Origin of the sequence: Streptomyces sp. cg40 (genome assembly GCF_050320165.1) — a bacterium.
In the GTDB taxonomy this organism is placed as follows: domain Bacteria; phylum Actinomycetota; class Actinomycetes; order Streptomycetales; family Streptomycetaceae; genus Streptomyces; species Streptomyces hokutonensis.
On sequence record NZ_CP190128.1, the window covers coordinates 10,500,762 to 10,523,833 of the forward strand.

The window sequence follows — 23,072 nt, forward strand, 5'->3', positions numbered from 1 at the left end:
TTGATCACGCGGTCAGGGCGAGGTTGTGCATGTGGGCGACGGCCTGGACTGCGTGGTGGAGGCCGTCGCCGTGCTGTCGGCAGTCACGAAGGATCTTGTACTGCTTCAGGCGGCCGATCGCGTGCTCGACCCGCGCGCGGACCCGGCGATGCTCCTTGTTGTCGGCTTCCTCGCCCGCGAGCAGGGGCCGTCCGGGGCGTTTGCGGTGCGGGACGACCAGGCCGGTGTTGATGTAGGCGCCGTCGCCGAGCACGGTGACACCCTGACACTGCTGTGGCAGGCCGGAGCCGCGCCAGACCTGGGCGTCGGCCTTGTTGCCCGGGGCGGGACGGGCGGTGGCCACGACCAGGCGGGTGTTGGCGTCGATGATGACCTGCACGTTCGCGGAGAACCGGTAGTTGCGGCTGGAGGCGCCGACCGTGCGGTCGCGGACCGGGACCAGCGTGCCATCGACGATCCACAACCGGTCCGTGGCATCGACGGGACGCGAGACCGGCGCGATCGCGAGGAGGGGGCCCAGCCGCTGGATGACCCTGCACACCGTCGCCGGAGAGACCCCGAACAGCGGCGCGAGCTGCCGCATGGTGAGGTTCGTGCGGTAGTAGACCGCTACTACCAGCACCCGGTCGGCAAGCGGCAGACACCACGGCCGTCCGATCCGCGGCCCATCGCCACCCCGCTCCCGCACCACCTTCAGCAACCGCTCGAACTGCGTCATCTGCAGCCCCGTGAACGTCTCCACCCACAGCGGCTCAGTCCTCAACACCCCACGCATACAAGGGAAATGCCCAGATCACGGCCTTCTGCAACGCGCTTTAGCGGCCCTTCCACCGCGGTGCACGCTTCTCCGTGAAGGCGCGGGCCCCCTCTCGGGCGTCCTCGGAGGCGAAGACCGGTGCCACCAGGCGCTCCTGGTGCTTCATCACCTCGTCGGCGGGCCATGCGCCGGAGCGGACGATGATCTCCTTGCTGGTACGCACCGCCAGCGGGCCGTTGGCCGCGATGCCGCGTGCCAGCTCCAGCGCACCGGCCAGCGCCCCGCCGGGCGCGGTGAGCCGGTTGACCAGCCCGTAGCCGTGGGCGCGCGTGGCGTCCAGGAACTCACCGGTGAGGGCCAGTTCCATGGCGATCTGGTACGGCAGCCGCTGTGGCAGCCGCAGCAGTCCACCGCCCGCCGCGACCAGGCCGCGTCTGACCTCGGGGAGGCCGAAGCGGGCGTCCTCGGAGGCCACCACCAGATCGCAGGCGAGCACCATTTCGAAGCCGCCGGCCAGAACGTGGCCCTCGACCGCCGCGATCAGTGGCTTGCGGGGCGGGGCATCGGTGAGTCCCGCGAAGCCACGACCCTCCACCATGGGCAACTCGCCGGCCAGGAAGGCCTTCAGATCCATGCCCGCGCTGAAGGTGCCGCCGGCACCGGTGATGACACCCACGACGAGGTCGTCGCGCGCGTCCAGCTCTTCCATCGCGGTCGCGATGCCCTCGGCCACGGCGCGGTCGACGGCGTTGCGGGCGGCGGGGCGGTTGACGGTGACTACGGTGACACCGTCGGCGGCCTCGGTCAGTACTGCGTCGGACATCGGTGCCTCCTGCGGCTCGGGGAAAGGAACGGCGGGGCCGGGCGGCGAAGTGTCCCGCCCTCGCCGGGCATCAGCGCGGTGCCATCCGGATGGCACCGTCGAGCCGGATCGTCTCGCCGTTGAGCATGGGGTTCGCCACGATGTGCGACACCAGATGGGCGTACTCCTCCGGGCTGCCGAGCCGGCTCGGATGCGGTACCTGCCTGCCCAGCGACAGTTGGGCGTCGACGGGCAGCCCCGCGAGCATCGGGGTCATGAACAGACCCGGGGCGACGGTGTTCACACGGATCAGGTGCTGGGCCAGATCGCGGGCGATGGGCAGGGTCATGCCGACCACACCGCTCTTGGACGCGGAGTACGCCGCCTGGCCGATCTGTCCGTCGAAGGCCGCCACGGAAGCGGTGTTGACGACCACCCCGCGCTCCTCGCCGACCGGCTCGGTGGTGACCATCCGATCGGCGGCGAGCCGGATGACGTTGAACGTGCCGATCAGATTGACCTCGACGGTCCGGCGGAATGCCTTGTACGGGAAGGGTCCCTGCCTGCCCACCACCCGGAACACATCGGTACCGATGCCGGCGCAGTTGACGACGATCCGCATGGTGCCCAGCTCCGCGGCGGCGTCGAGGGCAGCGGCGACCTGGGCCTCCTCGGTCACGTCGGTCGGGGCGAAGACGGCGTTGCCGCCGAGGTCGGCGGCGACCGCCTTGCCGTCGGAGGACGGCAGGTCGGCGATGACCGCCTTGGCGCCCTCGGCCACCAGCCGTCGTACGGTGGCCAGGCCGAGGCCGGAGGCGCCGCCGGTGACGAGCGCGACGACGTTGCCGGAGATGTCCATGCGAGGGTTCCCATTCGTGAGTAGGTGATGTCCGTCGGCGAGGCGGACCGGTGGTGTGGCTTGCCGAGGGAAACCGCGATCACTCCGTCTTCCAGGTGTCAAAGGCGCTCGACGACCGTGGCGTTGGCCATCCCGCCGCCCTCGCACATCGTCTGGAGGCCGTATCGGCCTCCGGTGGCCTCCAGGTGGTTGACCAAAGTGGCCAGCAGCCGGGTGCCGGAGGCGCCGAGCGGATGCCCGAGGGCGATGGCGCCGCCGCGCGGGTTGAGCCGGTCGGGGTCGGCGTCGAACTCCCGCTGCCAGATGAGCGGCACGGGCGAGAACGCCTCGTTGACCTCGTACGCGTCGATGTCCGCGAGCGTCAGGCCGGCGCGCGCGAGGACCTTCTCGGTGGCGGGGACGACGCCGGTGAGCATCAGCAGCGGATCGCTGCCGACGATGGCGAAGGAGCGGAACCGGGCCCGCGGACGCAGCCCCAGGGCGGCGGCCTTCTCCTCGCTCATGACGAGAGCGGCCGAGGCGCCGTCGGTGAGCGGGGAGGAATTGCCCGGGGTGACCGACCAGTCGATCTCCGGGAAGCGTTCGCGGACCGAGGGGTCGGCGAACGACGGCTTGAGCCCGGCGAGCGCCTCGGCCGTGGTCGACGCGCGGACCGTCTCGTCCACGCGGTGGCCGCCGACCGGGACGATCTCGCCGTCGAAGCCGCCGGCCGCCGCGGTGGTGGCGGCTCGCTGATGCGACCGGACGGAGTAGGCGTCCAGTTCCGTCCGCGTCAGCTTCCAGCGCGCCGCGATCAACTCGGCTCCGATGCCCTGGTTGACCAGGCCTTCCGGGTAGCGGGCGGCCAGCGGTGCGTAAGGGTCCGTGCCCTGGGCGTTGCTGAACATGGGCACCCGGCTCATGGACTCGACCCCGCAGGCTATGGCGATGTCGTACGCGCCCGCGATCACGCCCTGCGCGGCGAAGTGGGCGGCCTGCTGGCTGGAGCCGCACTGCCGGTCGACGGTGGTCGCCGGCACGGATTCGGGAATGCCTGCGGCCAGCAGCGCGGTGCGTCCGATGTTGAGCGCCTGCTCGCCGGACTGCGAGACACATCCGGTGATCACGTCGTCGATCGTGGCGGGATCGATGTCGTTGCGTTCCAACAGGGCACGCAACACGGTGGCCAGGAGTTCGGCCGGGTGTACGCCGGACAGCGCGCCGCCGGGCTTGCCCTTGCCGGAGGCGGTCCGTACGACATCGATGATTACGGCACTGCTCACGGTTCCGTCCTTGGGTGTCGATCGCTCGGCGCGAGCGCGAGCTGCGTTTCTGGCCCGGGATGAAGGGGATTGCCACGGCCAGGTGAAGAAGGGACCGGGCCCGGCGTGCGACGGCGGCGATGCGCGGAACAGGCCGAGGACCGTGCGTGCCGTTCGTGCGTCACGGCACTAGCGACCGGTGAACTTCGGCTGCCGGTGGTCACGGAACGCGGCGAGACCCTCGGAGAAGTCCTGGCTGCGCAGCAGTTCGCCCTGCCCGGTGCGTTCGGTCTCCAACGCCCGGGTCAGTCCGGGGAGGACGGCCGCGTTCAGGGCGTGCTTCGTTCTCTCGTGAGCGAGCGGCGGTCCGTCGGCAAGCTGGGCGGCCACGGATTCCACGGTCGCCTCGAAGGCGTCGTCGTCGACGACCATGCTGATCAGGCCCCATTCGAAGGCCGTCCCCGCCGGGATGCGCTCGCCCAGCATGGCCATGCGCATCGCCCGCGCCCGGCCCACGGCCGCCGGAACGAGCGCGGTCGCCCCGCCGTCGGGCATGAGGCCCAGGGCGGCGAAAGCCAGCAGGAAGTATGCGGAGCGCCTGGCGATCACCAGGTCACAGGCGAGCGCCAGCGAGCAGCCGACCCCCACTGCGGCGCCGTTGACGGCGGCCACCACCGGCTTGCCGGTCCGGCGCAGCGCGAGCACCGCGCGGTTGGCGGCCTCCACGGTGCCTGCGTCGACCACCGTGCCGAGGTCGGCGCCCGAGCAGAAGGCCCGGCCCTCGCCGGTCAGGGTCACCGCTCGTACCCGGTCGTCCGACGCCGCTCGGTCGATCTGGTGGGCCAGCTCGTCGAGTGCGGCCGTGCCGAGGGCGTTGAGACGGTCGGGGCGAGCCAGGGCGAGCCTCAGTACAGAGCCGCTCAGGCTGCCGCTGATCGCCCCTGATGCCGATGTCTCGCCGTCCATCGTTGCTTCCTTCTGTCGACCTGATGACCGATCGCCGGTGATCGAGGAGGTGACGCGACCGCTGCGGGGCTGCCGTTCTCGTCGTCGTGCCGACGGCGGTGATCCCGCGCTTTTCACTCCACGAGGCCGGAATGCCCGGTGCGGGCGGCCTCGACCATTGAGCGAGCGGTGCCGATATCTCCCGCACCGCGATGTGGGGTGCCTCGGAGCGGCCTTGACCTGCGGAAGGATGCTATCCGTTGTCGGCGGCGACGCTGTCCGTGTTTTCCCCTGACTTTTGTGCCGGTCAACAGCAGTAGTCACCCCCCTTGGCCACCCTCGTGGTCGGCGTCACGATTACCCCTGCCGGATACGGCCGACGTCCACCGGCCGAAAAGCGCCGGCCTTCGATTGCTTCCGCGGTCCGTGTGGCCGCTGTATCCTCGACGAATTTGTCGGCGCCGCTCCGAATGAGTCGTGCACATCCTCGGTCGATGGCAGGGGGAAGCGTTGGGACCCAACCGTCAATTCGCCTCCGAGCTGGGACCTGTACAGCCGGCCGCGCGTGAACTCGCGACCCGGATGGAGCTGGAGAAGAACGCCACCTTCGTCACCGAGCAGCTGATGGAGATCGTTTTCCCCGACCGATGCGGTGATCAGGCCTTTCGCGAGCTGCTGTCGCGCAACGCCTACGACAATCTCGACATCATCTGGCGGATCATCGCCGGCCGCGACGAACTGGACACGAACCCGCCGTTCGGCGCTATCGCCTTCAGTGACACCGCTGCCGCGATCGGCGTCCCGCTCAGCCAGTTCGAGCGGATCTACCGCGTCGGCGCCGGCCTGGTCTGGACCCTCTGGTACACGGCCGCCCGTGACTGTGCCGTCACCCGTGACGTCGGACTGGACGAGCTGATCGGAGGGCCGTCCATGATCATTCACGCCTACATCGACGGCCAGATGTCATCCATGCTGTCGCGCTACGAGACAACGCAGGCCGAACACCTGCGTACGCGTGAGCAACTCCAGTTGAGCATCCTCCGGCAGGTACTCGACGGACCGGCCGTCCTGGGCGAGCGCGAGATCGAGGAGGCGTTGCGGATCCGCCTGGACGGTGAGCACATCGCAGTGGCCGTCCGGTCCGACCGAAGCCCCGCCGAGACGGGCCTCGACAGCCACATCCGGCGCGTCGCGGAGCGCTGCGAGGTTCTGACCTACCGCCACAGCGTGCATGTATGGCTGGTCTGGGCCTCTCATGCCAATCGACTCGACGAACGGCAACTGCGCGATCTGCGGGACGTCTTGGAGCGCTCGGGACTTCGCTGCGCCCTCGGCGCGCCCGCGCGTGGCCTGTCCGGTCTGGGGATGACGGGCAGGGACGCCCTGGACGCGGCGCGCCTCCAGGACATGCTGGGTGAGGCGGCTCCCCAGGTCGTGTCGTACGACGAGCTGCGGTTGGAAGCGTTCTTCCTCGGCGAACCCGAGAAGGCGCGACGCTTCGTGCGCGACGAACTCCGTGAGCTCGACGCGGACGACTGCCGTACGGTTCTTCTGCGTGACACCGCCCGGGTCTGGCTCACCTCGGGTTCACATGTACGTACCGCGCACCGCCTGGGTGTACACGAACACACCGTGCGCAATCGGATCAGCCAGATCGAGGCGCTCGTCGGCGGCCCCATCACCCGTCGCAGGACCGAGCTGCTAGTCGCGCTGCGGCTCAGGCGGATGCTGGACGGATCGTGAAGCCAGGAAACCTGCCGGCCCGGACCTTCGCGGAACTGGTCACCAGCATGATCGCGACCAGGGCGTCCGGGACGTCGGCACGGCTATTGCGCGGTCCATCCTCCGTCGATGGGGAAGACCTGGCCCGTGATGAAAGCGGATTCGGGGCGGGCGAGCTGCACGGCCATGGCGGCGATGTCGTCAGGGGCACCCAGTCGGCCCATGGGTGTCGCGGCCTCGCAGTGCGTGCGCAGTTCCTCGGTGATGTCACCGAGGATGGGGGTCTCGATGATCCCGGGACAGATCACGTTGACCCGCACACCGCTCTTGGCGAACTCCGTCGCGGCCTGCCGGCTCATCGCGATGACCGCCCCCTTGGAGGCGGAGTAGGAGAACACGTTGGGCATGCCGACCAGGCCCGCCACCGACGCGACATTCACGATGGCTCCGCCACCGGACTGGATCATGGCCGGCATCACCGCGCGCATGCCGTAGAAGGTTCCGGTCTGGTTGATCGCGATGACCCGGTCCCAGCCCTCGTCGGTCTGCTCGACGGCGGTGTCGGCGCCGAGGCTGACGACACCGGCGACGTTGGCCAGGAACGCGATCGATCCGTGCGCTTCGAGGGTCTGCTCGACGAGAAGCCGCCACCCCTCGGGCTCACGGACATCCAGTGAGACCGGCGTCGCGGCTCCGCCCGCGACGACGATCTCCTTCACCGTCTCTTCCGCATTTCTCACATCCACCGCGACGACGTGCATTCCCTCGCGGGCGGCCCGCAGGGCAGTGCCCCGCCCGATTCCTGATCCGGCTCCGGTGATGATGGCGGTCTGACCCTGAAGGCTCATCGGGGTCCCTTCGTTCTCGGCTGGAAGCTTATTTCCTCCGTTGTCGGGACCTCACATTAGAGGTCGTCGCAGAATTCGCCAATGACCGATTACGTCATTGGCGGGCACCGCACCGTACGCATTCCGTCATCACATGACGGGGACGGTGAGTGACGTACTCCGCGACGCCGATTCCCGCCATTGTGTCCCTCCTTTCCGCGCTTGTACGTTCGTAGCCACCTCAAGGCCAACGCGCTCGGTCATGTGCCCGGGAGCAGTCATCGAGATGGAGATGCGTATGGCGACCACGCTCGAACACTCCGCTGACAAGCAAATGGACGCGGAAGCCAGGAAAGGCGTCCCGGCGAAATGGTGGGCGCTGGTCGGCGTCGCTGTCCTGTCGCTGATCGCTTATGAATGGGGTTCCTGGCTGATCAACGGCGATGCGCGGCCGGTGCCGGCGGGTCCGAGCAAGGTCCCGACGTGGATGGTCGTATCCATCCATTCGCTGGAGGCGATTTCGGTCCTCCTGGTCGGGGTCGCGCTGTACTTCTACGCGTACAAGCCGTGGAAACGCACCCGCAAGATCGGCACGGACGCTCTGATGATCGTCGCGTGGCTGTTCACCTACATGCTGCTCGACCCGTGGGAGAACTTCACCGCGATCACCTACAGCTACAACGCGGAGTTCGTGAACCTGGGCTGCCCGCAGTGCCATGTTCCTTTCTGGAATTCACCCAACCCGAACAACATGGGTGAGCCTCTGCTGTTCATCGGCGGAATGTATCCGGGAATGCTCTTCCTGGGCACGGTCTTTTCGTGCTGGGCCATGCGCAAGGTCAAGGCGCGGTATCCCAGGACAGGCACGTTCGCCCTGATCATGGTCGCCTTCGCGTCGATGTTCGTCTGGGACTTCGCACTTGAGGTCCCGCCGATGCTGGCCGGCGCCTGGATGTGGTGGTGGGGTGGCGGGAACTTCACTCTCTTCAACGGCCAGTACTTCCAACAGCCGTTGCTGGAGCCGCTCACCTGGGGATTCTGCTGGGGCATCATGGGATGCCTGCGGTACTTCGTGAACGACAGGGGAGAAACGCTCGCCGAGCGCGGCATCGACCGGATCAAGGTCAGCGATCGCAAGAAGACCTTCATCCGCCTGCTGTCACTCACCGGGGCGATCAGCACGATCATGGCCGTCGGCTACATGCTGCCCTACCAGTTCTTCGGGACGCATGCCGCCGCGACTCCCTCCTCGATCTGCAGCAAGTCGTACTTCACGACCGGACTGGCCGGACCGGGTACCACGCTGGGCTGCCCCAATCCCCAAGAACCGCTGCCGATGAATGGGAAGAGCGCCCGAATAGGGCCCGACGGGAAGCTCTACGTCCCCGGCACCGCGACGCTGCCGACGAATCCGCCGAGCGACAGATAGCTCTCCAGGCGTTGGCCGGTCCACCCCCAGCCCGGGCGTGGGCCGGCCAACGCCACGACCGCCCGACAACGACAAGCACCAGATACGGGGAGAGGCGGGCGGCAGGTGATCCAAGGTGCCCCGGGCGTCGGAGCGCGCCACCAGGGCGTGACAGGCAGAAGGGTCGAACATCTGAAGCGCTACGAGCTGCTTGCACATGCCGTCCTGGGACGGCCGGTCGTACTGGCGCTGACGGACGACGACCGGGCGTTCACCGACGGCTCGACGATCTTCCTGCCCGACCACTGCGACGACGACCTGCGCTGCGCCCTCGTCGTGCAGGCGGGGCTGCTTGCCATCGGCAGCCTGCGCAGAGCGCACATCGCGCCGGTCACCGGACGACATCGCGGCGCGCTGGAGGGCTATCTGCTCCTGGAGGTCTGCCGGGCGGCGCATACCGCCCGCACTTTGCCGCCCCGGGTCGCGACGCGGATCCGCGCGGTCTACGACGGGCCGGTCACCACGTCGGCGGAGGAATCCGCCGCAGTGGCCACATCGCGCGCTGAACTCCCCACGACACCGCACTGGTTCGGTCGCATCAAGGTTCGTTCACTCGACTTCGGCGCTGTCACCGGTGCCGATACGAGTCCGGCCGGATCATCCGGTGCGGCGTCCGGCCCCGAGGAACCAGATGATCCGGATGACGAGGAACAGACGGAGAACAGCAGGATCGCGGACTCACTGATGTCCCCGCTCGGAAGCGCGGCGCTCGCGAAGGCGCTCGCCAAGCTGCTCGGTACCGGCTCGAAGCGTCGATCGAGCTCTGGGGACGCCGGCCACGAACTGGCTGTCGTGGGCGGGCGGGACAGGCGAGGTCGCGCCGCCGCACGCCGGCTCCGCGGAGCCGCTGCTCTCCTGCGCGCCTTGACCGGTCCGCCGGTCGTCGGGACGCGGTACCCGGAGTGGGACTGCGGCACGGGCGGCTATCGCGAGGCATGGTGCACAGTGCTTGACCTGGATCCCTCACCCTCGGGAGACCGTACGTCCGGGGAGCCCGCGGCGGATGTGCGACTGAGGCGTGAGCTGGCCAGGTTGGGTACCGCTCTGCAACGTCGCCGTCACCTCCGGGAGGGCGACTCGCTCGACATGTCCGCCCTTGTCGACGTGGAGATCGACCGCCGCCTCGGTGACCAGACCGAGCCAAGGGCGTTCGAGAGCCAGTCGCGTACCGGCCGGGATCTCGGAGTGCTCATCCTGCTGGACGCGACCGGCTCAGCGGCGGAGATCGCGGAGAATCACACGATCTTCGAAGACCAGCGCCAACTCGTCCATCGGCTCACCCGTGGGTTCGAGGAACTGGGAGATCGCGTCGGCGCCTACGGCTTCTATTCCCGGGGCCGCGAAAACGTGCGCTTCCTCCGCATCAAGGAATTCGACGGACGCTACGACCAGGCGGCACAGGCAAGACTGGCTGCCCTCCAGCCCGCCGGTTTCACCAGGCTGGGCGCGGCGGTCCGGCACGCCACCGGCATTCTGGCCCGCGGCGCCGGTACCTCGAATCTGCTCCTTGTCGTCGTCGGCGACGGATTGCCCTACGACCACGGCTATGAGGATCACTACGCCCGCGAAGACAGCCGGACCGCCCTGCGCGAGGCGCTCCTGGCCGGAGTCGGGTGTGTCAGCCTCGGCATTCGGTCCTCCGTCGACCCGCGCACCGTCGAGCACGTGTGGAGCGAGGTCACACACCTGCAACTGGAGAACGCCGGTGAGCTGACGCGGACCATCCGGCCCGTGCTCGCAGAAGCACTTCGGCTCGCGGGCGCCCGGCGGCGCCCCCACCGGCTCGCCACCACGGATGAGCAACGATGAAAGGACCCCTTGTCGTGCTACCGACCGAGAGCCTCGTCACGGCGACCCCGCATGCGGACGGCGACGAACTGGACGCCTTCTACCTTCCCGTGGGCAACGAGGTGTCCGTGTTCCAGGCTGCCTGGGAACTCGGACTTCCGGTGATGCTGAAGGGACCGACCGGATGCGGTAAGACCCGCCTCGTGGAGCACATGGCGCAGCGCCTCGGCGTACCGCTCCACACCGTCTCCTGTCACGAGGACATGACCGCCACGGACCTTCTCGGGCGCTACACCCTCACGGGCGGGGACACGGTCTGGGTCGACGGCCCGCTCACGCGCGCGGTGCGTACCGGAGGCATCTGCTATCTCGACGAGATCGTCGAAGCCCGCCAGGACGCCGTCGTCGCGATCCACTCCGTGACCGACCACCGACGCGAACTCAGCGTCGAACGACTGGGCGGCCTCCAGCTCAAGGCGGCGGAAGGCTTTCAGCTCGTGGTGTCCTACAACCCCGGCTACCAAAGCGTGCTGAAGGACCTGAAGATGTCGACCCGTCAGCGCATGGTCTGCATCGAACTCGACTTCCCTCCGGCCGAAGTGGAGCACGCGGTACTCATGGCGGAGGCGAAAGCCGGAGAGGCACTGGCCGACAACTTGGTCCAACTGGGCCAAGCGATCAGGCGAGTACGTGACGGCGGGCTGCGGGAGGCGGCCTCGACCCGCATGCTGATCACCACCGGCGCTCTGGTGAACCGCGGTCTGACGCTGCGTGAGGCCGCGCTCGCCGCAATCGCCGGCCCTCTTACCGACGATCCCACGACGAGCAGGGCGCTTCTCGCACTCGTGGAGGAATACACCACGGATTCCGAACTGCCCGACTAGTTTCGGCCCTCGGCGTCCGCGCTCCGCTTTTGCGATGGTGTTGTCCGTGTTTTTCCCGGACTTTCGTGTGGTGACGAGCAGTAGTCACCCCGCTTGGCCGGTCGAGCCCCCCAGGGTCACTATTTCTTGTGCCGGGTCCGGTCGGCGGCGAACAGTCGACCGCAGTGACCGTCAACTCCTGAAGGACTCCTCCGACAATGTGGGAGACACCGTCCACCATGTCGCTTCAACGTATCCGACCCGACCGCAGGCTCAACGGCTTTCCGGTTCGCGCGGGTGGAAGTGAGGTCTAGTGACTCAGCAGGTGCACGTCCGCTCCGAGCAAACCCAGCTGTTCCGCGACGCGATGGCCTCGTTTCCCAGCGGCGTCACCATAGTCACCACCACCGACGACGCCGGTCGCTGGTGGGGATTTACCGCCAGCTCGTTCTGTTCGGTGTCGATGGAGCCGCCGCTGGTGCTGGTCTGCCTCGCCGAAGGTGCTGAATGCCACCCGGCGTTCGTAGCGGCGCAGCGTTGGATCGTACATGTGATTGACCCGGAGCACGCCGATCTCGCGGCCCGGTTCGCCACCAGGGGGGCCGACAAATTCGCGGACGCCGGGTTCGCCGCCGACCAGAACGGCCTGCCCGTGCTCTCGCGTGCGTTCATCACCTTTGAATGCGCTGCGTATGCGAAGTACACGGGCGGGGACCACACCATCCTGCTCGGCAGAGTGGAGCACACGAGGCTCGGGGAACAGCTGCCTGCTGTCTACTTCCGGCGCGGATTCCACCGGCTGGACCGCGCGTAGAGGGCTCACCCGGAGCGGCTTTGCACAGGTGGGCGAAACGTGTCTCAGAAGCTGCGTCGCATCCGGTGATCCATGGCACCTGGCACCTCGCTCCCGCCACCCCATAACGAAGAAGGGCCGCCCGGCCCACAACCGGACAGCCCCTCAACAAGATTTTCAGCAGCCTTCTAGATGGCGGGAGTGCAGTGAACGGCTGCCCCGGACCAGGACGTGAACTGGAAGCAGGCGCGCGCCAGATAGCCTGGGCCGTCGTAGTAGTCGTAGGTCTGCACGCTGGTGTCGGTGCTGCCGTCGTTCAGGGCGTGGATGCCGGACACCCGCACGAACGCCCCGCCGTTGTGGGAGCGTTCGAGCCACCCGTCGAGCGAATAGCCGGTGGAGCCGTTCTGGATCCAGGCATGGGCGTAGGCGGGCGCGGTCTTGCTCCCCGTCGTCCAGTCCACTTGAGCCCAGCCGACCCCCTTGGCCGTGTTCACGGAGACACCCGCGTAGTTGGCACCGATCCAGGTCGTGTCGGCCGAAGCGGCACTGCCGCTGCCGACCATGGCCCCGAAGGCGGCCGCCAGGACAAGGGCCGCCTTCACGGAGTTGCGCATCATCTTCCTCTCCTCGGAGCTAGATGGCGGGCGAGCAGTGGACTGCCGCGCCGGACCACGAGGTGAACTGGAAGCAGGCGCGGGCCATGTAGCCGGGTCCGTCGTAGTAGCCGTAGGTCTGCACGTAGTTCTCGCCGTTGCCGTCGTTCAGGTAGTGGACGCTTGACACCCGCTCGAACGCCCCGCCGTTGTGGGAGCGTTCGAGCCAGCCCTTGAGCGAGTAGCCGCTGGTGTCGTTGTCGATGACGGCGGCGGCGTACGCGGGATCGGTCTTCTCCAGAGCGCTCCCGGTCCATATCACCATCGCTTCGCCCACCCCGGTGGCGGTGTTCACCGTCACGGCCGCGCTGGAGCCGTCGTTCCAGGTGTCGGCGGAAGCGCCGTTCGCGCCGCCGACCATGGCTGCGAAGGCGGCCGCCAGGACCAGGGCCGTCTTCAGCGACCTGCGTATCATCCTCGTCCCCTTTCGTTGTGCCCGCTGTGCTGCCCGGTCCGAAGGGAGCGTTCAGACAACGGACTTGCCCGCCGGATGCGGTGGCCGGCCCGTGGCGGCGCCAGGACTGTCTCCTGGGACGCGTGGGCCGGGACTCCGCCAGGCTGGCAGGGGCGAAGGGGCGGTGTCATTGGCGCTGGGTCACCTGGTTGTTGACGCTGCGTCCACTTCCCTGGCTTCCCCCGTGGCGGCCGAAGCCAGCGCCTGGCGGCGGTAGTCGCCCGGTGGCATGCCGTAGGCCGCGCGGAACGCCCTGCTGAAGTCGGCGGGGTTCCGGAAGCCCCAGCGGGCGCCGATGGCGTGCACCAGGCGCAGCCTCAGGCGCAGGTCGGCCAGGTCGGCGCGGCAGCGCTCCAGGCGCAGATGGCGGATCCACGCGGTCACGGTCAGCTCACGCGGCTGAAAGAGCCGGTGCAGGTACCCCAGGGAGATGTGGTGGTGGGCGGCGATCACGCCGGGGGTCAAGTCCGGGTCGCCCAGGTTGAGTTCGATGAACGTCTCGATCCGGGAGACCAGTGCCCGTCGGCGGGTCTCGGGGGCCAGCCGGTCCTCGGCGTCGACCTGGGCGGCCAGCGCCGCCGCGGCCAGGTCGAGGGCCACCTCGCCCAGCCGCCGCATCTCGGGCTCGCTCACCTCACCCCGTACAACGGCCCCGGCGACGCTCCGGAGGAAACGGGCGAGGATGGCGTTCATCCCCACATCGCCGGGCAGCCGGTGCGCGAGCAGCCGGTTCAGCCGCTCCGGGCGTAGCGGCAGCGCGGACTTGGGCGTGTGTAGCATGACCGCCCTCCCAGGCCCGACGCCGGAAAAAACCCGGGAGTCGAACGGCTGGGAGGTGTCGTGGAGCAGCAGGTCACCCGCGTCCAGCCGGCAGTCGCGGTCATGCTGCGCTATCCATAGGTCATTGGCCGTGATCAAGCTGATCCCGTACCGCTCCGGGTCGGAACGGCGCACCAAGGCAGCGGTACGCAGGGCCCGGAACTCGGGAGCAGCGTGCACGGAAAGCTGGACCGGGCCCAGCTCGGCCATCGTCAGAGTGGCCCGGAAGTCGGCGGCGTTCGGGCTGCTGATCATGCTCGGCGCGGTGTCCTTGCCCGTCAGTTCACACCACCACTGGAACCGATCCGGTGCCGGTATGTCCTCACTGCTCATGGTCACGATCACGCCTGTCCCCCGTCGACGAGCCTTCGCGGGCACCGGAACGAATCGCCCTCGAACCGCCTTCCCCCTGCGTTTGCGCCAAGGATTGCACTGGCGACTGTCAGGCCCCGCTCCGCGACACGATGTCGACCGCGGACTCTTACGGGGCCCTTACGGAAGACCCTGCTCCCCCTCTCTGTTGCCCGGCCCGTATGTATCTCACTTTCGTGTCAATCCCTTCGGACTGTGGAGATCTTCTGGGCTTGATCCGCTTTGACGGACATCCGAGATCAGGGGTTCAGCCCCGAGAGGATGTCCATCATGGAGAGCATGGGGAAGAAGAAGCCTCGCCCTCGTCGCTCGTTCACGCCGGAGTTCAAGGCGGAGATCGTCGAGCTGTGCCGACGCGGTGACCGCTCGGTCGGTCAGATCGCCAAGGACTTCGATCTGACCGAGACCGCGGTGCGTGACTGGGTGAAGCAGGCCGAGGTTGATGCGGGCGAGCGGGACGGCCTGACCAGCAGTGAACGCGAGGAGCTGGCCGCGTTGCGGCGGGAGAACCGCCGTCTGCGTGAGGACGTCGAGGTCCTCAAGCGTGCGACGGCTTTCTTCGCGAAGGAGACCCGGTGACGGTGCACCCGTTCATCGAGGCGGAGAAGCGCGCAGGTCACAGCGTCAAACGAGCGTGTGAGCTGCTGAAGGTCTCCCGGACCGCCTTCTATGCCCGGCGCGCTGCCAAGCCTGGTCCCCGCGCGGTCCGTGACGCCGAGCTGGCGGAACAGATCGCCGACGTCCACACGAGATCGCGGGGAACCTACGGCGCCCCGCGCGTCCATGCGGTGCTCAAGCGGGCAGGCGCCGGATGTGGCCGCCGACGTGTCGCGCGGCTGATGCGGGCTGCCGGCCTGGAGGGCCGACACCGCAGACGACGACACCTGACGACGATTCCTGATCCACGGGCTGCTCTTCGGCCCGATCTCGTCGTCCGGGACTTCCAGCCCGACCCCGCCGACTTGAATGCCCGGTGGTGCGGCGACATCACCTACATCGCCACGGAGGAGGGCTGGCTCTATCTGGCCATCGTCATCGACATCGCCTCACGTCGCGTGGTCGGCTGGGCGACGGCCGACCACCTGCGGACCGATCTGGTCGCCGATGCCCTCACGGCCGCCTGCCGGAAGCGCCGTCCCACCCGGCCGGTGATCTTTCACTCGGATCGCGGCTGTCAGTACACCAGCCAGCAATTCGCCACACTGGCGCACCAGTTGGGCGTGCGCCTGTCGGTCGGCCGCACCGGACAGTGCTGGGACAACGCGCTCGCCGAGTCGTTCTTCGCCACCATCAAGAGGGAGTTGCTCACCACGAGCTCCTGGCCCAGCAGAGCCGCGGCCCGAACCGCGATCTTCGATTTCATCGAGGGCTGGTACAACTTGCACCGGCTCCACAGCAGCCTCGGCTACCGCAGTCCCGCTGAGTATGAGACCGCACTCGCAGCCTGACCACCACACCGATGGTGTCCGTCAAAGCGGAACAAGCTCACTTCTTAGCGGCCAGCTCCAAGGCGGAGTTGGCTCGGTGGTCGGGTTCGTGGTCGATCGGACTCCGGTACCCGCACGCGCTGTGTTGTCGGTTCGTGACGCTGTCGGGGATCTTGGTGGAGCCGTTTTGCTTCCCCTGACCTTTGATGATCGGGACTGGGTAGCGTGAGGGCACGATGTTGTTGCCGCGGTGGTGGTCGTTTGGGGTGGGAACGGATGGCGGAGACGGCGTTTGATGAGTCCGAGCGGCGGGCGTGGGCAGGACAGGCCGATGCCTACGGTGCAAGTTTCGCCAAGCTCTGTGCGTATCCAGTGCCCGAGCTCCTCCGAGCTGCCGAGGTTCGGCAGGGGGCCAGGGTCCTTGATGTGGGGACGGGTACTGGCACCGTTGCCGCGGCTGCGTGTGAGCGGGGAGCTAGGGTGACGGCAGTTGACGCTGAGCCGGGCATGGTTGCCCGAGCCGCGCAGGCGGTTCCAGAAGCCGACGTGCGGCTTGCGTCCTTGCCGCGTCTTCCGTTCTCCGATGACGAGTTTGACGTCGTGCTCGGTAATTTCGTTCTCAACCATGTCGGACGGCCTGGTGAGGCCCTCCAGGAACTGCGGCGGGTGACGCGGCCTGGTGGCCGCATAGCTGTCACAATCTGGGCCGCCCCTCCAGCTGCCGGGCAGGCACTCCTCGGCAGGGCACTCCAGGCGGCCGGTGTCGCCCGTCCCGCTGGCCTGCCACCCCTTGCGCCGGAAGATGATTTCCCGCGCTCTGAGCAGGGTCTTGCTGCGTTGCTGGACGAGGCCGGACTGCTGAACGGTGTGTGCAGCACCCTGGTCTGGAACCATCGGACGACTCGCGAAGAGTGGTGGAGCGGACCGGCGGCCGGAGTGGCGACGATAGGGCAGGTCGTCACGAGTCAGGCCCCAGCAGTCATCGCAAAGATCAAAGAGCACTTTGATCTTCTATGCGGCGAGTTCGCCAGCTCCGATGGCGTGCTGGTGCTGCCCCACGCAGCCCTGATCGCACACGGCCAGGCATGACTTTTTGCTTTGTTCACGCCTCGGCTCGGACGGCCTCCCTCTGCGTGCCGCCCGCGGAGGACGGGCCTCCTTCGCAGTGTTCGGCTGAGGTGACGTCGGTCTTGATGTCGCGGCTCTCGGCGACCGCTTCGACGACGAACTGACGGTCGGCCAGATCGCCGAGGTCGTGGGTGAACGAGAGCCGGGCGAGGGCTCCGTCCCGCTCTGCCTCGCTCAGCTTGCCGCGGTGCACGCCTCGGTCCAGCGTGGCGATGATGCGTCGCCGACCTGTCGCCGACGCCTCGGGCGTGGCTTCGGCGACGCGGACGTCTATGCCGTGGCGGGCGGCCACTTCGGCGATGCCGGAGCCCATGAGCCCACAACCGACGACGCCGAGACGGGTGACGGAGTCCATGTGAAGTCCTGTCCGATCGATGGTCGTGGTCAGACATTGCGGCGGTACTGGCCGCCGACCTCGAAGAATGCGTCCGTTATCTGCTGGAGAGAGCAGACCCGGGCGGCGTCCATGAGCACGGCGAAGACGTTGCGATCACTTGTCGCCGCCTCCTTGAGAGCGGTCAGAGCGGCGTGGGCCTGCTCCTGATGACCCGCCTGGAAGTCCCGGACGCGGTCGAGCTGGGACTGCTTCTCCGCCTCCGTGGCCCGGGCCAGCTCGACGACGCCGGGCTCGGCGGAATCGGCGTGCGGACTGCGGAAGGTGTTGACGCCGATGACGGGCAGTGTGCCGTCGTGTTTGCGCTGCTCGTAGAGCATCGACTCGTCCTGGATACGGCCGCGCTGGTAGCCGGTCTCCATGGCGCCGAGGACACCGCCGCGCTCGTTGATCCGCTCGAACTCGCGCAGGACTGCCTCTTCGACCAGGTCGGTGAGTTCGTCGATGACGAACGACCCCTGGAGCGGGTTCTCGTTCATCGCCAGGCCCCACTCCCGGTTGATGATCAGCTGGATGGCCAGGGCCCGGCGGACGGAGTCCTCGGTGGGAGTGGTGACGGCCTCGTCGTAGGCGTTGGTGTGCAGGGAGTTGGCGTTGTCGTAGATGGCGATGAGTGCCTGGAGGGTGGTGCGGATGTCGTTGAAGTCCATCTCCTGGGCGTGCAGGGAGCGTCCGGAGGTCTGGACGTGGTACTTCAGCTTCTGGCTGCGCTCGTTCGCGCCGTACTTCTCCTTCATCGCGACGGCCCAGATACGGCGGGCCACGCGGCCGAGGACGGCGTACTCGGGGTCCATCCCGTTGGAGAAGAAGAACGACAGGTTGGGGGCGAAGTCGTCGATGCGCATGCCCCGGGCGAGGTAGCTCTCGACGTAGGTGAAGCCGTTGGCGAGGGTGAAGGCGAGCTGGCTGATGGGGTTCGCGCCGGCCTCGGCGATGTGGTAGCCGGAGATGGACACCGAGTAGAAGTTGCGGACCTTGTGCGCGATGAACCATTCCTGGATGTCGGCCATCATCCGCAGGCTGAACTCGGTCGAGAACAGACAGGTGTTCTGGCCCTGGTCCTCCTTGAGGATGTCGGCCTGGACGGTGCCGCGCACGTTCGCCAGCGCGTGCGCGCCCAGCTCCGCGGCCTCGTCGGCCGACGGGTCACGCCCCTCGGTGGCACGGAACTTGTCGATCTGCTGGTCGACGACGGTGTTGAGGAAGAACGCCAGGACGGTCGGGGCGGGTCCGTTGATCGTCATGGAGACCGAAGTGGTCGGAGCCACCAGGTCGAAGCCGTCGTACAGGGCCTTCATGTCGTCCAGCGTGGCCACCGAGACGCCGGAGGTGCCCACCTTGCCGTAGATGTCCGGGCGTTCGTCCGGGTCACGGCCGTAGAGGGTGACGGAGTCGAAGGCGGTGGACAGGCGGGTCGCCGGCTGGTCCTCGGAGAGCAGCTTGAAGCGCCGGTTGGTGCGGAACGGGTCGCCCTCGCCGGCGAACATCCGGGCCGGGTCCTCGCCGTCCCGTTTGAAGGGGAACACCCCTGCGGTGAAGGGGAATTGGCCGGGCAGGTTCTCCCGTCGCCAGAAACTCACGAGCTCCCCGTGGTCGGTGAAGCGCGGCAGCGCGACGCGCGGGATCCTGTTGCCGGAGAGGGACTCGCGGGTCAGCTCGGTGCGGATCTCCTTGTCCCGGACCTTCACGACCTGCTCGTCGCCGGAGTACGACGCCACCACCGCAGGCCAGTTGGCGATCTGGGCGACGATGTCGTGGGGGAGCAGCGTCCGTGCGTCGTCGAGCAACGACCGCACGTTCTCGGCGTCGGTGCCGGCGTCGACGAGTTCGGTCCTTACCGCCTCCAGTCGCTGCACCCGCCGTGCGGCATCGGCCAGTTGGGAGGTCTGCCCGTGGTAGGCGCGCACCGCGTTGGTGATCTCGGCGAGATAGCGCACCCGGTCGGCCGGCACGACTTGGCGGATGCCGGAGGAGTGGCGCACGTCGACCGGCACGAGTGTGCTTTCCGACAGCGGCAGGCCCTTCTCGGCCAGGATCGGCTTGAGATGCTGGTGGAGCGCGGTGACGCCGTCGTCGTTGAAGGTCGCGGCCGAGGTGCCGTAGACCGGCATGTCATCGGGGCGCATGGTGAACGCCTCGCGGTTGCGGACCAGTTGGCGGCCGACGTCGCGCAGTGCGTCCTTGGCGCCGCGCCGTTCGAACTTGTTGATCGCCACCACGTCGGCGAAGTCGAGCATGTCGATCTTCTCCAGCTGCGAGGCGGCACCGAACTCCGGTGTCATCACGTAGAGCGAGGTGTCGACGACCGGGACGATCGCCGCGTCGCCCTGACCGATGCCCGGTGTCTCCACGATCACCAGGTCGAAGCCCGCGGCCTTCACGACGTCGATGACCTCCGCCAGGTGCTCGGGCAGTTCGCGGCTGCCCCTGGTGGCCAGACTGCGGAAGAACACCCGGTTGCCGTCGAGGGAGTTCATCCGTATCCGGTCGCCGAGCAGTGCGCCGCCGCCACGACGCCGGGTCGGGTCGACCGCGATCACCGCGATCCGCAGCTTGTCCTGCTGGTCCACCCGGAACCGGCGTACCAACTCGTCGGTCAGCGACGACTTTCCCGAACCACCAGTGCCCGTGATGCCCAGCACCGGAACGGTCCGTGCCCGCGCCGCGGTGCGCACCTGAGCAATGAACTCCTCCGGCAGTTTGCCGAGTTCGGCCCCGGTGAGGGCGCGGGCCACCGCGAACCGGTCGCCGGCGAGCACGGCGGAGACATCGGACGGCCGGCTCTCCCACAGGTCGAAGTCGCAGTCCCGCACAACCGAGTTGACCATCCCGGCGAGCCCCATACGCTGCCCGTCCTCGGGAGAGAAGATGGTCACTCCGCTCCCGCGCAGCCGGGTGATCTCCTGGGGCACGATGACGCCGCCGCCCCCGCCCACCACGCGGACGTGCTCGGCACCCTGGGCGCGCAGGGACTCGACCAGGTACTCGAAGTACTCGACGTGTCCGCCCTGGTAGGAGGAGACGGCCACGCCCTGCACGTCTTCCTCCAGCGCGGCTTCCACCACTTCCCGCACCGACCGGTTGTGTCCCAGATGGATCACCTCGGCGCCCTGGGACTGGAAGATCCTCCGCATGATGTTGATCGATGCGTCGTGCCCGTCGAACAGGGCCGAAGCCGTGACCAGACGGACGGGGTGCACGGGGCGGTGCAGATCGCTCATGAAGTCTTCCCTACAACGGTCAGGAGAACTGACGAGCTAGATAGTAGGACGTCCTAGTAAATGACAGAAGGTGATAACCGTGTGACCAGAAGCACAGGTCGGGTGAGGTGGGCCGGCCCTTGAGGGGTCTGTCGACGCCTTCGTGCCCGGGCGCGACTTCTTGCGACCGGCGCCGGCGGGGGAACTACCGAGGCCGGGCCTGTCCTTCGGCCATCCGTTCCACGAAGTGCTCCAGGTCCTCGGGGCGGGGTCTGAGCACACCGTCGCGTACGGCGAGGGCCGTGGCCTCGGCGCGTGAGGCGCAGCCGGTCTTGCGGAGCACGTGCTCGACGTGGCTGTGCACCGTCCGCGGGGACAGGAACAGTGCCTGGGCGATGGCCTGGTTGGTCTGGCCCCTGGCGGCCCGGGTGAGTACTTCCAGTTCGCGGGGGCTCAGACCGTACGGCAGTCGTGCGGGTGTCTCGGACACCAGGACGGCCCTTCGGGTGAGGGGTGATCCCGTCGTGCACCGGCGCAGCACCACGCGGTTCCAGCGTTGGCCGACCGGCCACAGGAGTCGCAGTCGCAGGCCCTCCGAGGCGGCGAACGCCTCCACCAGGTGTCGGAACGCGTCGTCGTCCAGGACGTGCGCCGGGCCGTGGCCGGGGAGGTCGATGACACCGTCGGCCGTGACGAGGTTCGCCCGCGCGTCCGCCGGAAGGTCGTGCGGGTCGCCGGTGTGGGCCGTCGGGTCGGCCAGGGCGCCCAGCGCCGGCAGGATCGAGGCGAGCAGGCGCCGGGCCTCCGTGTCGTAGGTGTCCGGTCCCTCGACGGACACGTTGACCAGGCCGACCAGGCGGCCGTCGTGGCGCAGGGCGCCGGTGAGCGCGTCGCGGAACCCGGCGGGCCGGACCCGCTCGGCGTAGAACCAGCCGTTGCGGAAGCGCTGCGCGCCGGACGCCGCGTCCTCGGCGTCCTCGGTGATGGACGGCGGGAGTGGCTGCCGTACGACGTTCGCGTACCACGGGGTCGAGACGAACTCGGCGGCCAGCGCCTCGGACGTTGCGGCGGGGTAGCCGATACCCGCGACTTGGAGGTGTGTTCCGGTGATCGGATCGATCGTGAGGAGGGTGGCGGCGTCGAGGGGCAGGGCGCGGCGGAGTTCGTGCAGTGCCTGGACGCAGGCCGAAGCGGTGTCGCGTTCGCGGGTGAGCATGCCGATGCGGGTCGCTGCCGCGAGCTGCTGGTGGCTGACCATGCGGGCCTCCGGGAACCCCACGACCAAGATGTCGTTTGACTCCTAACGATATGGGCTTCCGGGCGGGCCGGACAAGCCGTTCACTGTTTCGTGACCGGGCACCGGCCCTCGCGGGCGGACACCCACCGCGCGCCGCCGGGTCGCTCGGAGAGTCGGTATTTCTACGGATGGCGGGGGCGGGGCGCCCGGGTCTTTTCTGTTCGGCACAGCCGGACGCCCGGTGCCAGCGCCATCGGGCCGTATCCCTCGGAGAGCCCCGCCATGCCCAGATCCTCCCGTCCCTCCTCGGCCTCGCGCCGCCAGTTCCTGACGCTCTCCGGAGGCGTTGCCGCCGCCACCGCGCTCGCCGTCTCGGGCTGTTCCGCGCCGGACGACGGCACGAGCACGGCAGCCGCCGCCGACCCGTCGGCGCGGTCGAAGTCCCTCACCAGGATCGGCCTGGACTATCCCTTCACCCAACTCCCGCTCTACGCGACCCTCGTGAAACTCTCCACGGCCGCGGCCAAGAAGCACGGCGTCTCCCTGCTGACCACGAGCGACGCGAGCAGCGCCGACACCCAGGCCACCAATCTCACGACGTGGGTGGCCCAGAAGACGCCGGCCATCGTGTCGTTCCCGATGGTCTTCGAGGCCACCGAGGCGATCGCCGAGAGGGCGCTGGACGCGGGCCTGATCTGGGTGACGTACGGCGGATCCCTGCACCACCAGAGCGCGGACATCCAGTTCAGCTTCCTCAAGGGCGGCACACTGCTCGGGGAGGCCGCCGCGAAGTGGGCCAACGAGAGGCTCGGCGGCAAGGGCAAGATCGCGTTCCTCACCGACAGCACGATCGAGCTCGGCCGTGAGCGGACCAAGGGCATGATCGACGCCTTCACCCAGCAGGCGCCCGGCGTCGACGTGGTCGCCCAGGAGCAGGCCATCGACCCCGACAGCGGGCTGTCCAAGTCCCGTGCCGTCCTGGCCAAGCACCCCGACCTCAACCTCATTCTCGGTGTCACGGACGCCGCCGCGTACGGCGGCTTCAAGGCACTCCAGCAGACGGGCCGCAAGTCGACCGACGCCAAGACCTTCGTCGGCGGCCAGGACGGCGCCGCCCCCTCCCTGCTCGCCATCAAGCAGGGCACCTTCTACCGGGCCTCGGCCGCCCTGGCGCCCAAGGACATCGCGAACGCGGTCGTCGACGTACCCCTGGCCGTCGCCGCCGGGAAGGCCGACCCCAGCGTCCAGGTGCCGATCACCCTCGTCGGGCACAGCGACATCGCACGGATCGACGACCTTCTCGCGCAGAACTCCTAGGCG

20 protein-coding genes and 1 pseudogene are annotated in these 23,072 nt (G+C 68.3%); 9 read left to right on the forward strand and 12 right to left on the reverse strand.

The genetic code is table 11. The features are described 5' to 3' along the window. Window positions 1–4: 4 nt before the first annotated feature. From ACQHII_RS47205 to ACQHII_RS47225, 5 genes are all read right to left on the reverse strand, one after another. A complete protein-coding gene (locus ACQHII_RS47205) occupies window positions 5–775 on the reverse strand; it encodes a transposase family protein (protein WP_427921588.1) in 771 nt (256 codons plus the stop codon). 40 nt (window positions 776–815) lie between these two features. Next, complete coding sequence (locus ACQHII_RS47210) at window positions 816–1,580, reverse strand: crotonase/enoyl-CoA hydratase family protein (protein ID WP_427925105.1); 765 nt, start codon at window positions 1,578–1,580, stop codon at window positions 816–818. Between the two features lie 70 nt (window positions 1,581–1,650). Continuing rightward, window positions 1,651–2,418 carry an SDR family NAD(P)-dependent oxidoreductase gene (locus ACQHII_RS47215; RefSeq protein ID WP_427925106.1) on the reverse strand — a complete coding sequence of 256 codons (768 nt, stop codon included), beginning with the start codon at window positions 2,416–2,418 and terminating at the stop codon, window positions 1,651–1,653. Between the two features lie 98 nt (window positions 2,419–2,516). Then, window positions 2,517–3,680: a thiolase family protein gene (locus tag ACQHII_RS47220; RefSeq protein ID WP_427925107.1), complete on the reverse strand. Its 1,164-nt coding sequence runs from the start codon at window positions 3,678–3,680 to the stop codon at window positions 2,517–2,519. A 168-nt stretch (window positions 3,681–3,848) separates the two neighbouring features. Beyond that, window positions 3,849–4,625, reverse strand: a complete 777-nt coding sequence (locus ACQHII_RS47225; RefSeq protein WP_427925108.1) for an enoyl-CoA hydratase-related protein — start codon at window positions 4,623–4,625, stop codon at window positions 3,849–3,851. Window positions 4,626–5,114: 489 nt separating this feature from the next. On the opposite strand from ACQHII_RS47225, the gene ACQHII_RS47230 reads away from it, so the two are divergent. Then, window positions 5,115–6,347, forward strand: coding sequence for a PucR family transcriptional regulator (locus tag ACQHII_RS47230; RefSeq protein ID WP_427925109.1), 1,233 nt, complete (start codon window positions 5,115–5,117; stop codon window positions 6,345–6,347). 83 nt (window positions 6,348–6,430) lie between these two features. On the opposite strand, the gene ACQHII_RS47235 is transcribed toward ACQHII_RS47230, so the two are convergent. Then, the gene (locus ACQHII_RS47235) at window positions 6,431–7,174 is read right to left on the reverse strand and encodes an SDR family NAD(P)-dependent oxidoreductase (protein WP_427925110.1); all 744 of its coding nucleotides are present in this window, start codon (window positions 7,172–7,174) and stop codon (window positions 6,431–6,433) included. Between the two features lie 277 nt (window positions 7,175–7,451). On the opposite strand from ACQHII_RS47235, the gene ACQHII_RS47240 reads away from it, so the two are divergent. The 4 genes from ACQHII_RS47240 (at window position 7,452) to ACQHII_RS47255 (ending at window position 12,086) form a co-directional block, all read left to right on the forward strand. After that, entirely contained in the window at window positions 7,452–8,582 is a 1,131-nt protein-coding gene (locus ACQHII_RS47240) for a spirocyclase AveC family protein (RefSeq protein WP_427925111.1), read from the forward strand. 147 nt (window positions 8,583–8,729) lie between these two features. Beyond that, entirely contained in the window at window positions 8,730–10,430 is a 1,701-nt protein-coding gene (locus tag ACQHII_RS47245) for a nitric oxide reductase activation protein NorD (protein ID WP_427925112.1), read from the forward strand. Window positions 10,431–10,444: 14 nt separating this feature from the next. Then, the gene (locus ACQHII_RS47250; RefSeq protein ID WP_427925113.1) at window positions 10,445–11,293 is read left to right on the forward strand and encodes a CbbQ/NirQ/NorQ/GpvN family protein; all 849 of its coding nucleotides are present in this window, start codon (window positions 10,445–10,447) and stop codon (window positions 11,291–11,293) included. A gap of 292 nt (window positions 11,294–11,585) precedes the next feature. Next, window positions 11,586–12,086: a flavin reductase family protein gene (locus ACQHII_RS47255; RefSeq protein WP_427925114.1), complete on the forward strand. Its 501-nt coding sequence runs from the start codon at window positions 11,586–11,588 to the stop codon at window positions 12,084–12,086. A 167-nt stretch (window positions 12,087–12,253) separates the two neighbouring features. On the opposite strand, the gene ACQHII_RS47260 is transcribed toward ACQHII_RS47255, so the two are convergent. The 3 genes from ACQHII_RS47260 to ACQHII_RS47270 all read right to left on the reverse strand — a co-directional run bounded on the left by ACQHII_RS47260 (window position 12,254) and on the right by ACQHII_RS47270 (window position 14,327). After that, a complete protein-coding gene (locus ACQHII_RS47260; RefSeq protein ID WP_427925115.1) occupies window positions 12,254–12,685 on the reverse strand; it encodes a hypothetical protein in 432 nt (143 codons plus the stop codon). A gap of 16 nt (window positions 12,686–12,701) precedes the next feature. Beyond that, window positions 12,702–13,136: a hypothetical protein gene (locus tag ACQHII_RS47265; RefSeq protein ID WP_427925116.1), complete on the reverse strand. Its 435-nt coding sequence runs from the start codon at window positions 13,134–13,136 to the stop codon at window positions 12,702–12,704. A 180-nt stretch (window positions 13,137–13,316) separates the two neighbouring features. Next, entirely contained in the window at window positions 13,317–14,327 is a 1,011-nt protein-coding gene (locus ACQHII_RS47270) for a helix-turn-helix domain-containing protein (RefSeq protein ID WP_427925117.1), read from the reverse strand. Window positions 14,328–14,636: 309 nt separating this feature from the next. Here ACQHII_RS47270 and ACQHII_RS47275 point away from each other — a divergent pair, with 309 nt between their 5' ends. The 3 genes from ACQHII_RS47275 to ACQHII_RS47285 all read left to right on the forward strand — a co-directional run bounded on the left by ACQHII_RS47275 (window position 14,637) and on the right by ACQHII_RS47285 (window position 16,882). Then, complete coding sequence (locus ACQHII_RS47275) at window positions 14,637–14,945, forward strand: IS3 family transposase (RefSeq protein ID WP_046584010.1); 309 nt, start codon at window positions 14,637–14,639, stop codon at window positions 14,943–14,945. Beyond that, a complete protein-coding gene (locus ACQHII_RS47280) occupies window positions 14,942–15,814 on the forward strand; it encodes an IS3 family transposase (RefSeq protein ID WP_427919556.1) in 873 nt (290 codons plus the stop codon). The genes ACQHII_RS47275 and ACQHII_RS47280 overlap by 4 nt, the downstream gene beginning before the upstream one ends. A 255-nt stretch (window positions 15,815–16,069) precedes the next feature. Next, window positions 16,070–16,882 carry a class I SAM-dependent methyltransferase gene (locus tag ACQHII_RS47285; protein ID WP_427925118.1) on the forward strand — a complete coding sequence of 271 codons (813 nt, stop codon included), beginning with the start codon at window positions 16,070–16,072 and terminating at the stop codon, window positions 16,880–16,882. A 91-nt stretch (window positions 16,883–16,973) separates the two neighbouring features. On the opposite strand, the pseudogene ACQHII_RS47290 reads toward ACQHII_RS47285, so the two are convergent. From ACQHII_RS47290 to ACQHII_RS47300, 3 genes and pseudogenes are all read right to left on the reverse strand, one after another. Next, window positions 16,974–17,276: pseudogene (locus ACQHII_RS47290) on the reverse strand (3-hydroxyacyl-CoA dehydrogenase NAD-binding domain-containing protein); the annotation flags it as partial. Window positions 17,277–17,305: 29 nt separating this feature from the next. After that, on the reverse strand, window positions 17,306–20,536 hold the full coding sequence (gene icmF / locus ACQHII_RS47295; protein WP_427925119.1) for a fused isobutyryl-CoA mutase/GTPase IcmF: 3,231 nt from the start codon (window positions 20,534–20,536) through the stop codon (window positions 17,306–17,308). Window positions 20,537–20,720: 184 nt separating this feature from the next. Continuing rightward, complete coding sequence (locus ACQHII_RS47300; protein ID WP_427925120.1) at window positions 20,721–21,773, reverse strand: response regulator transcription factor; 1,053 nt, start codon at window positions 21,771–21,773, stop codon at window positions 20,721–20,723. A gap of 261 nt (window positions 21,774–22,034) precedes the next feature. On the opposite strand from ACQHII_RS47300, the gene ACQHII_RS47305 reads away from it, so the two are divergent. Continuing rightward, window positions 22,035–23,069 carry a sugar ABC transporter substrate-binding protein gene (locus ACQHII_RS47305; RefSeq protein WP_427925121.1) on the forward strand — a complete coding sequence of 345 codons (1,035 nt, stop codon included), beginning with the start codon at window positions 22,035–22,037 and terminating at the stop codon, window positions 23,067–23,069. Window positions 23,070–23,072: the final 3 nt, after the last annotated feature.

Coding starts and splice junctions, on each gene's coding strand:
- ACQHII_RS47205 (WP_427921588.1), bottom strand. CDS start 775: ATGCGTGGGGTGTTGAGGACTGAGCCGCTGTGGGTGGAGACGTTCACG.
- ACQHII_RS47210 (WP_427925105.1), bottom strand. CDS start 1,580: ATGTCCGACGCAGTACTGACCGAGGCCGCCGACGGTGTCACCGTAGTC.
- ACQHII_RS47215 (WP_427925106.1), bottom strand. CDS start 2,418: ATGGACATCTCCGGCAACGTCGTCGCGCTCGTCACCGGCGGCGCCTCC.
- ACQHII_RS47225 (WP_427925108.1), bottom strand. CDS start 4,625: ATGGACGGCGAGACATCGGCATCAGGGGCGATCAGCGGCAGCCTGAGC.
- ACQHII_RS47235 (WP_427925110.1), bottom strand. CDS start 7,174: ATGAGCCTTCAGGGTCAGACCGCCATCATCACCGGAGCCGGATCAGGA.
- ACQHII_RS47240 (WP_427925111.1), top strand. CDS start 7,452: ATGGCGACCACGCTCGAACACTCCGCTGACAAGCAAATGGACGCGGAA.
- ACQHII_RS47260 (WP_427925115.1), bottom strand. CDS start 12,685: ATGATGCGCAACTCCGTGAAGGCGGCCCTTGTCCTGGCGGCCGCCTTC.
- ACQHII_RS47265 (WP_427925116.1), bottom strand. CDS start 13,136: ATGATACGCAGGTCGCTGAAGACGGCCCTGGTCCTGGCGGCCGCCTTC.
- ACQHII_RS47270 (WP_427925117.1), bottom strand. CDS start 14,327: ATGAGCAGTGAGGACATACCGGCACCGGATCGGTTCCAGTGGTGGTGT.
- ACQHII_RS47275 (WP_046584010.1), top strand. CDS start 14,637: ATGGAGAGCATGGGGAAGAAGAAGCCTCGCCCTCGTCGCTCGTTCACG.
- ACQHII_RS47285 (WP_427925118.1), top strand. CDS start 16,070: ATGGCGGAGACGGCGTTTGATGAGTCCGAGCGGCGGGCGTGGGCAGGA.
- icmF (WP_427925119.1), bottom strand. CDS start 20,536: ATGAGCGATCTGCACCGCCCCGTGCACCCCGTCCGTCTGGTCACGGCT.
- ACQHII_RS47300 (WP_427925120.1), bottom strand. CDS start 21,773: ATGGTCAGCCACCAGCAGCTCGCGGCAGCGACCCGCATCGGCATGCTC.
- ACQHII_RS47305 (WP_427925121.1), top strand. CDS start 22,035: ATGCCCAGATCCTCCCGTCCCTCCTCGGCCTCGCGCCGCCAGTTCCTG.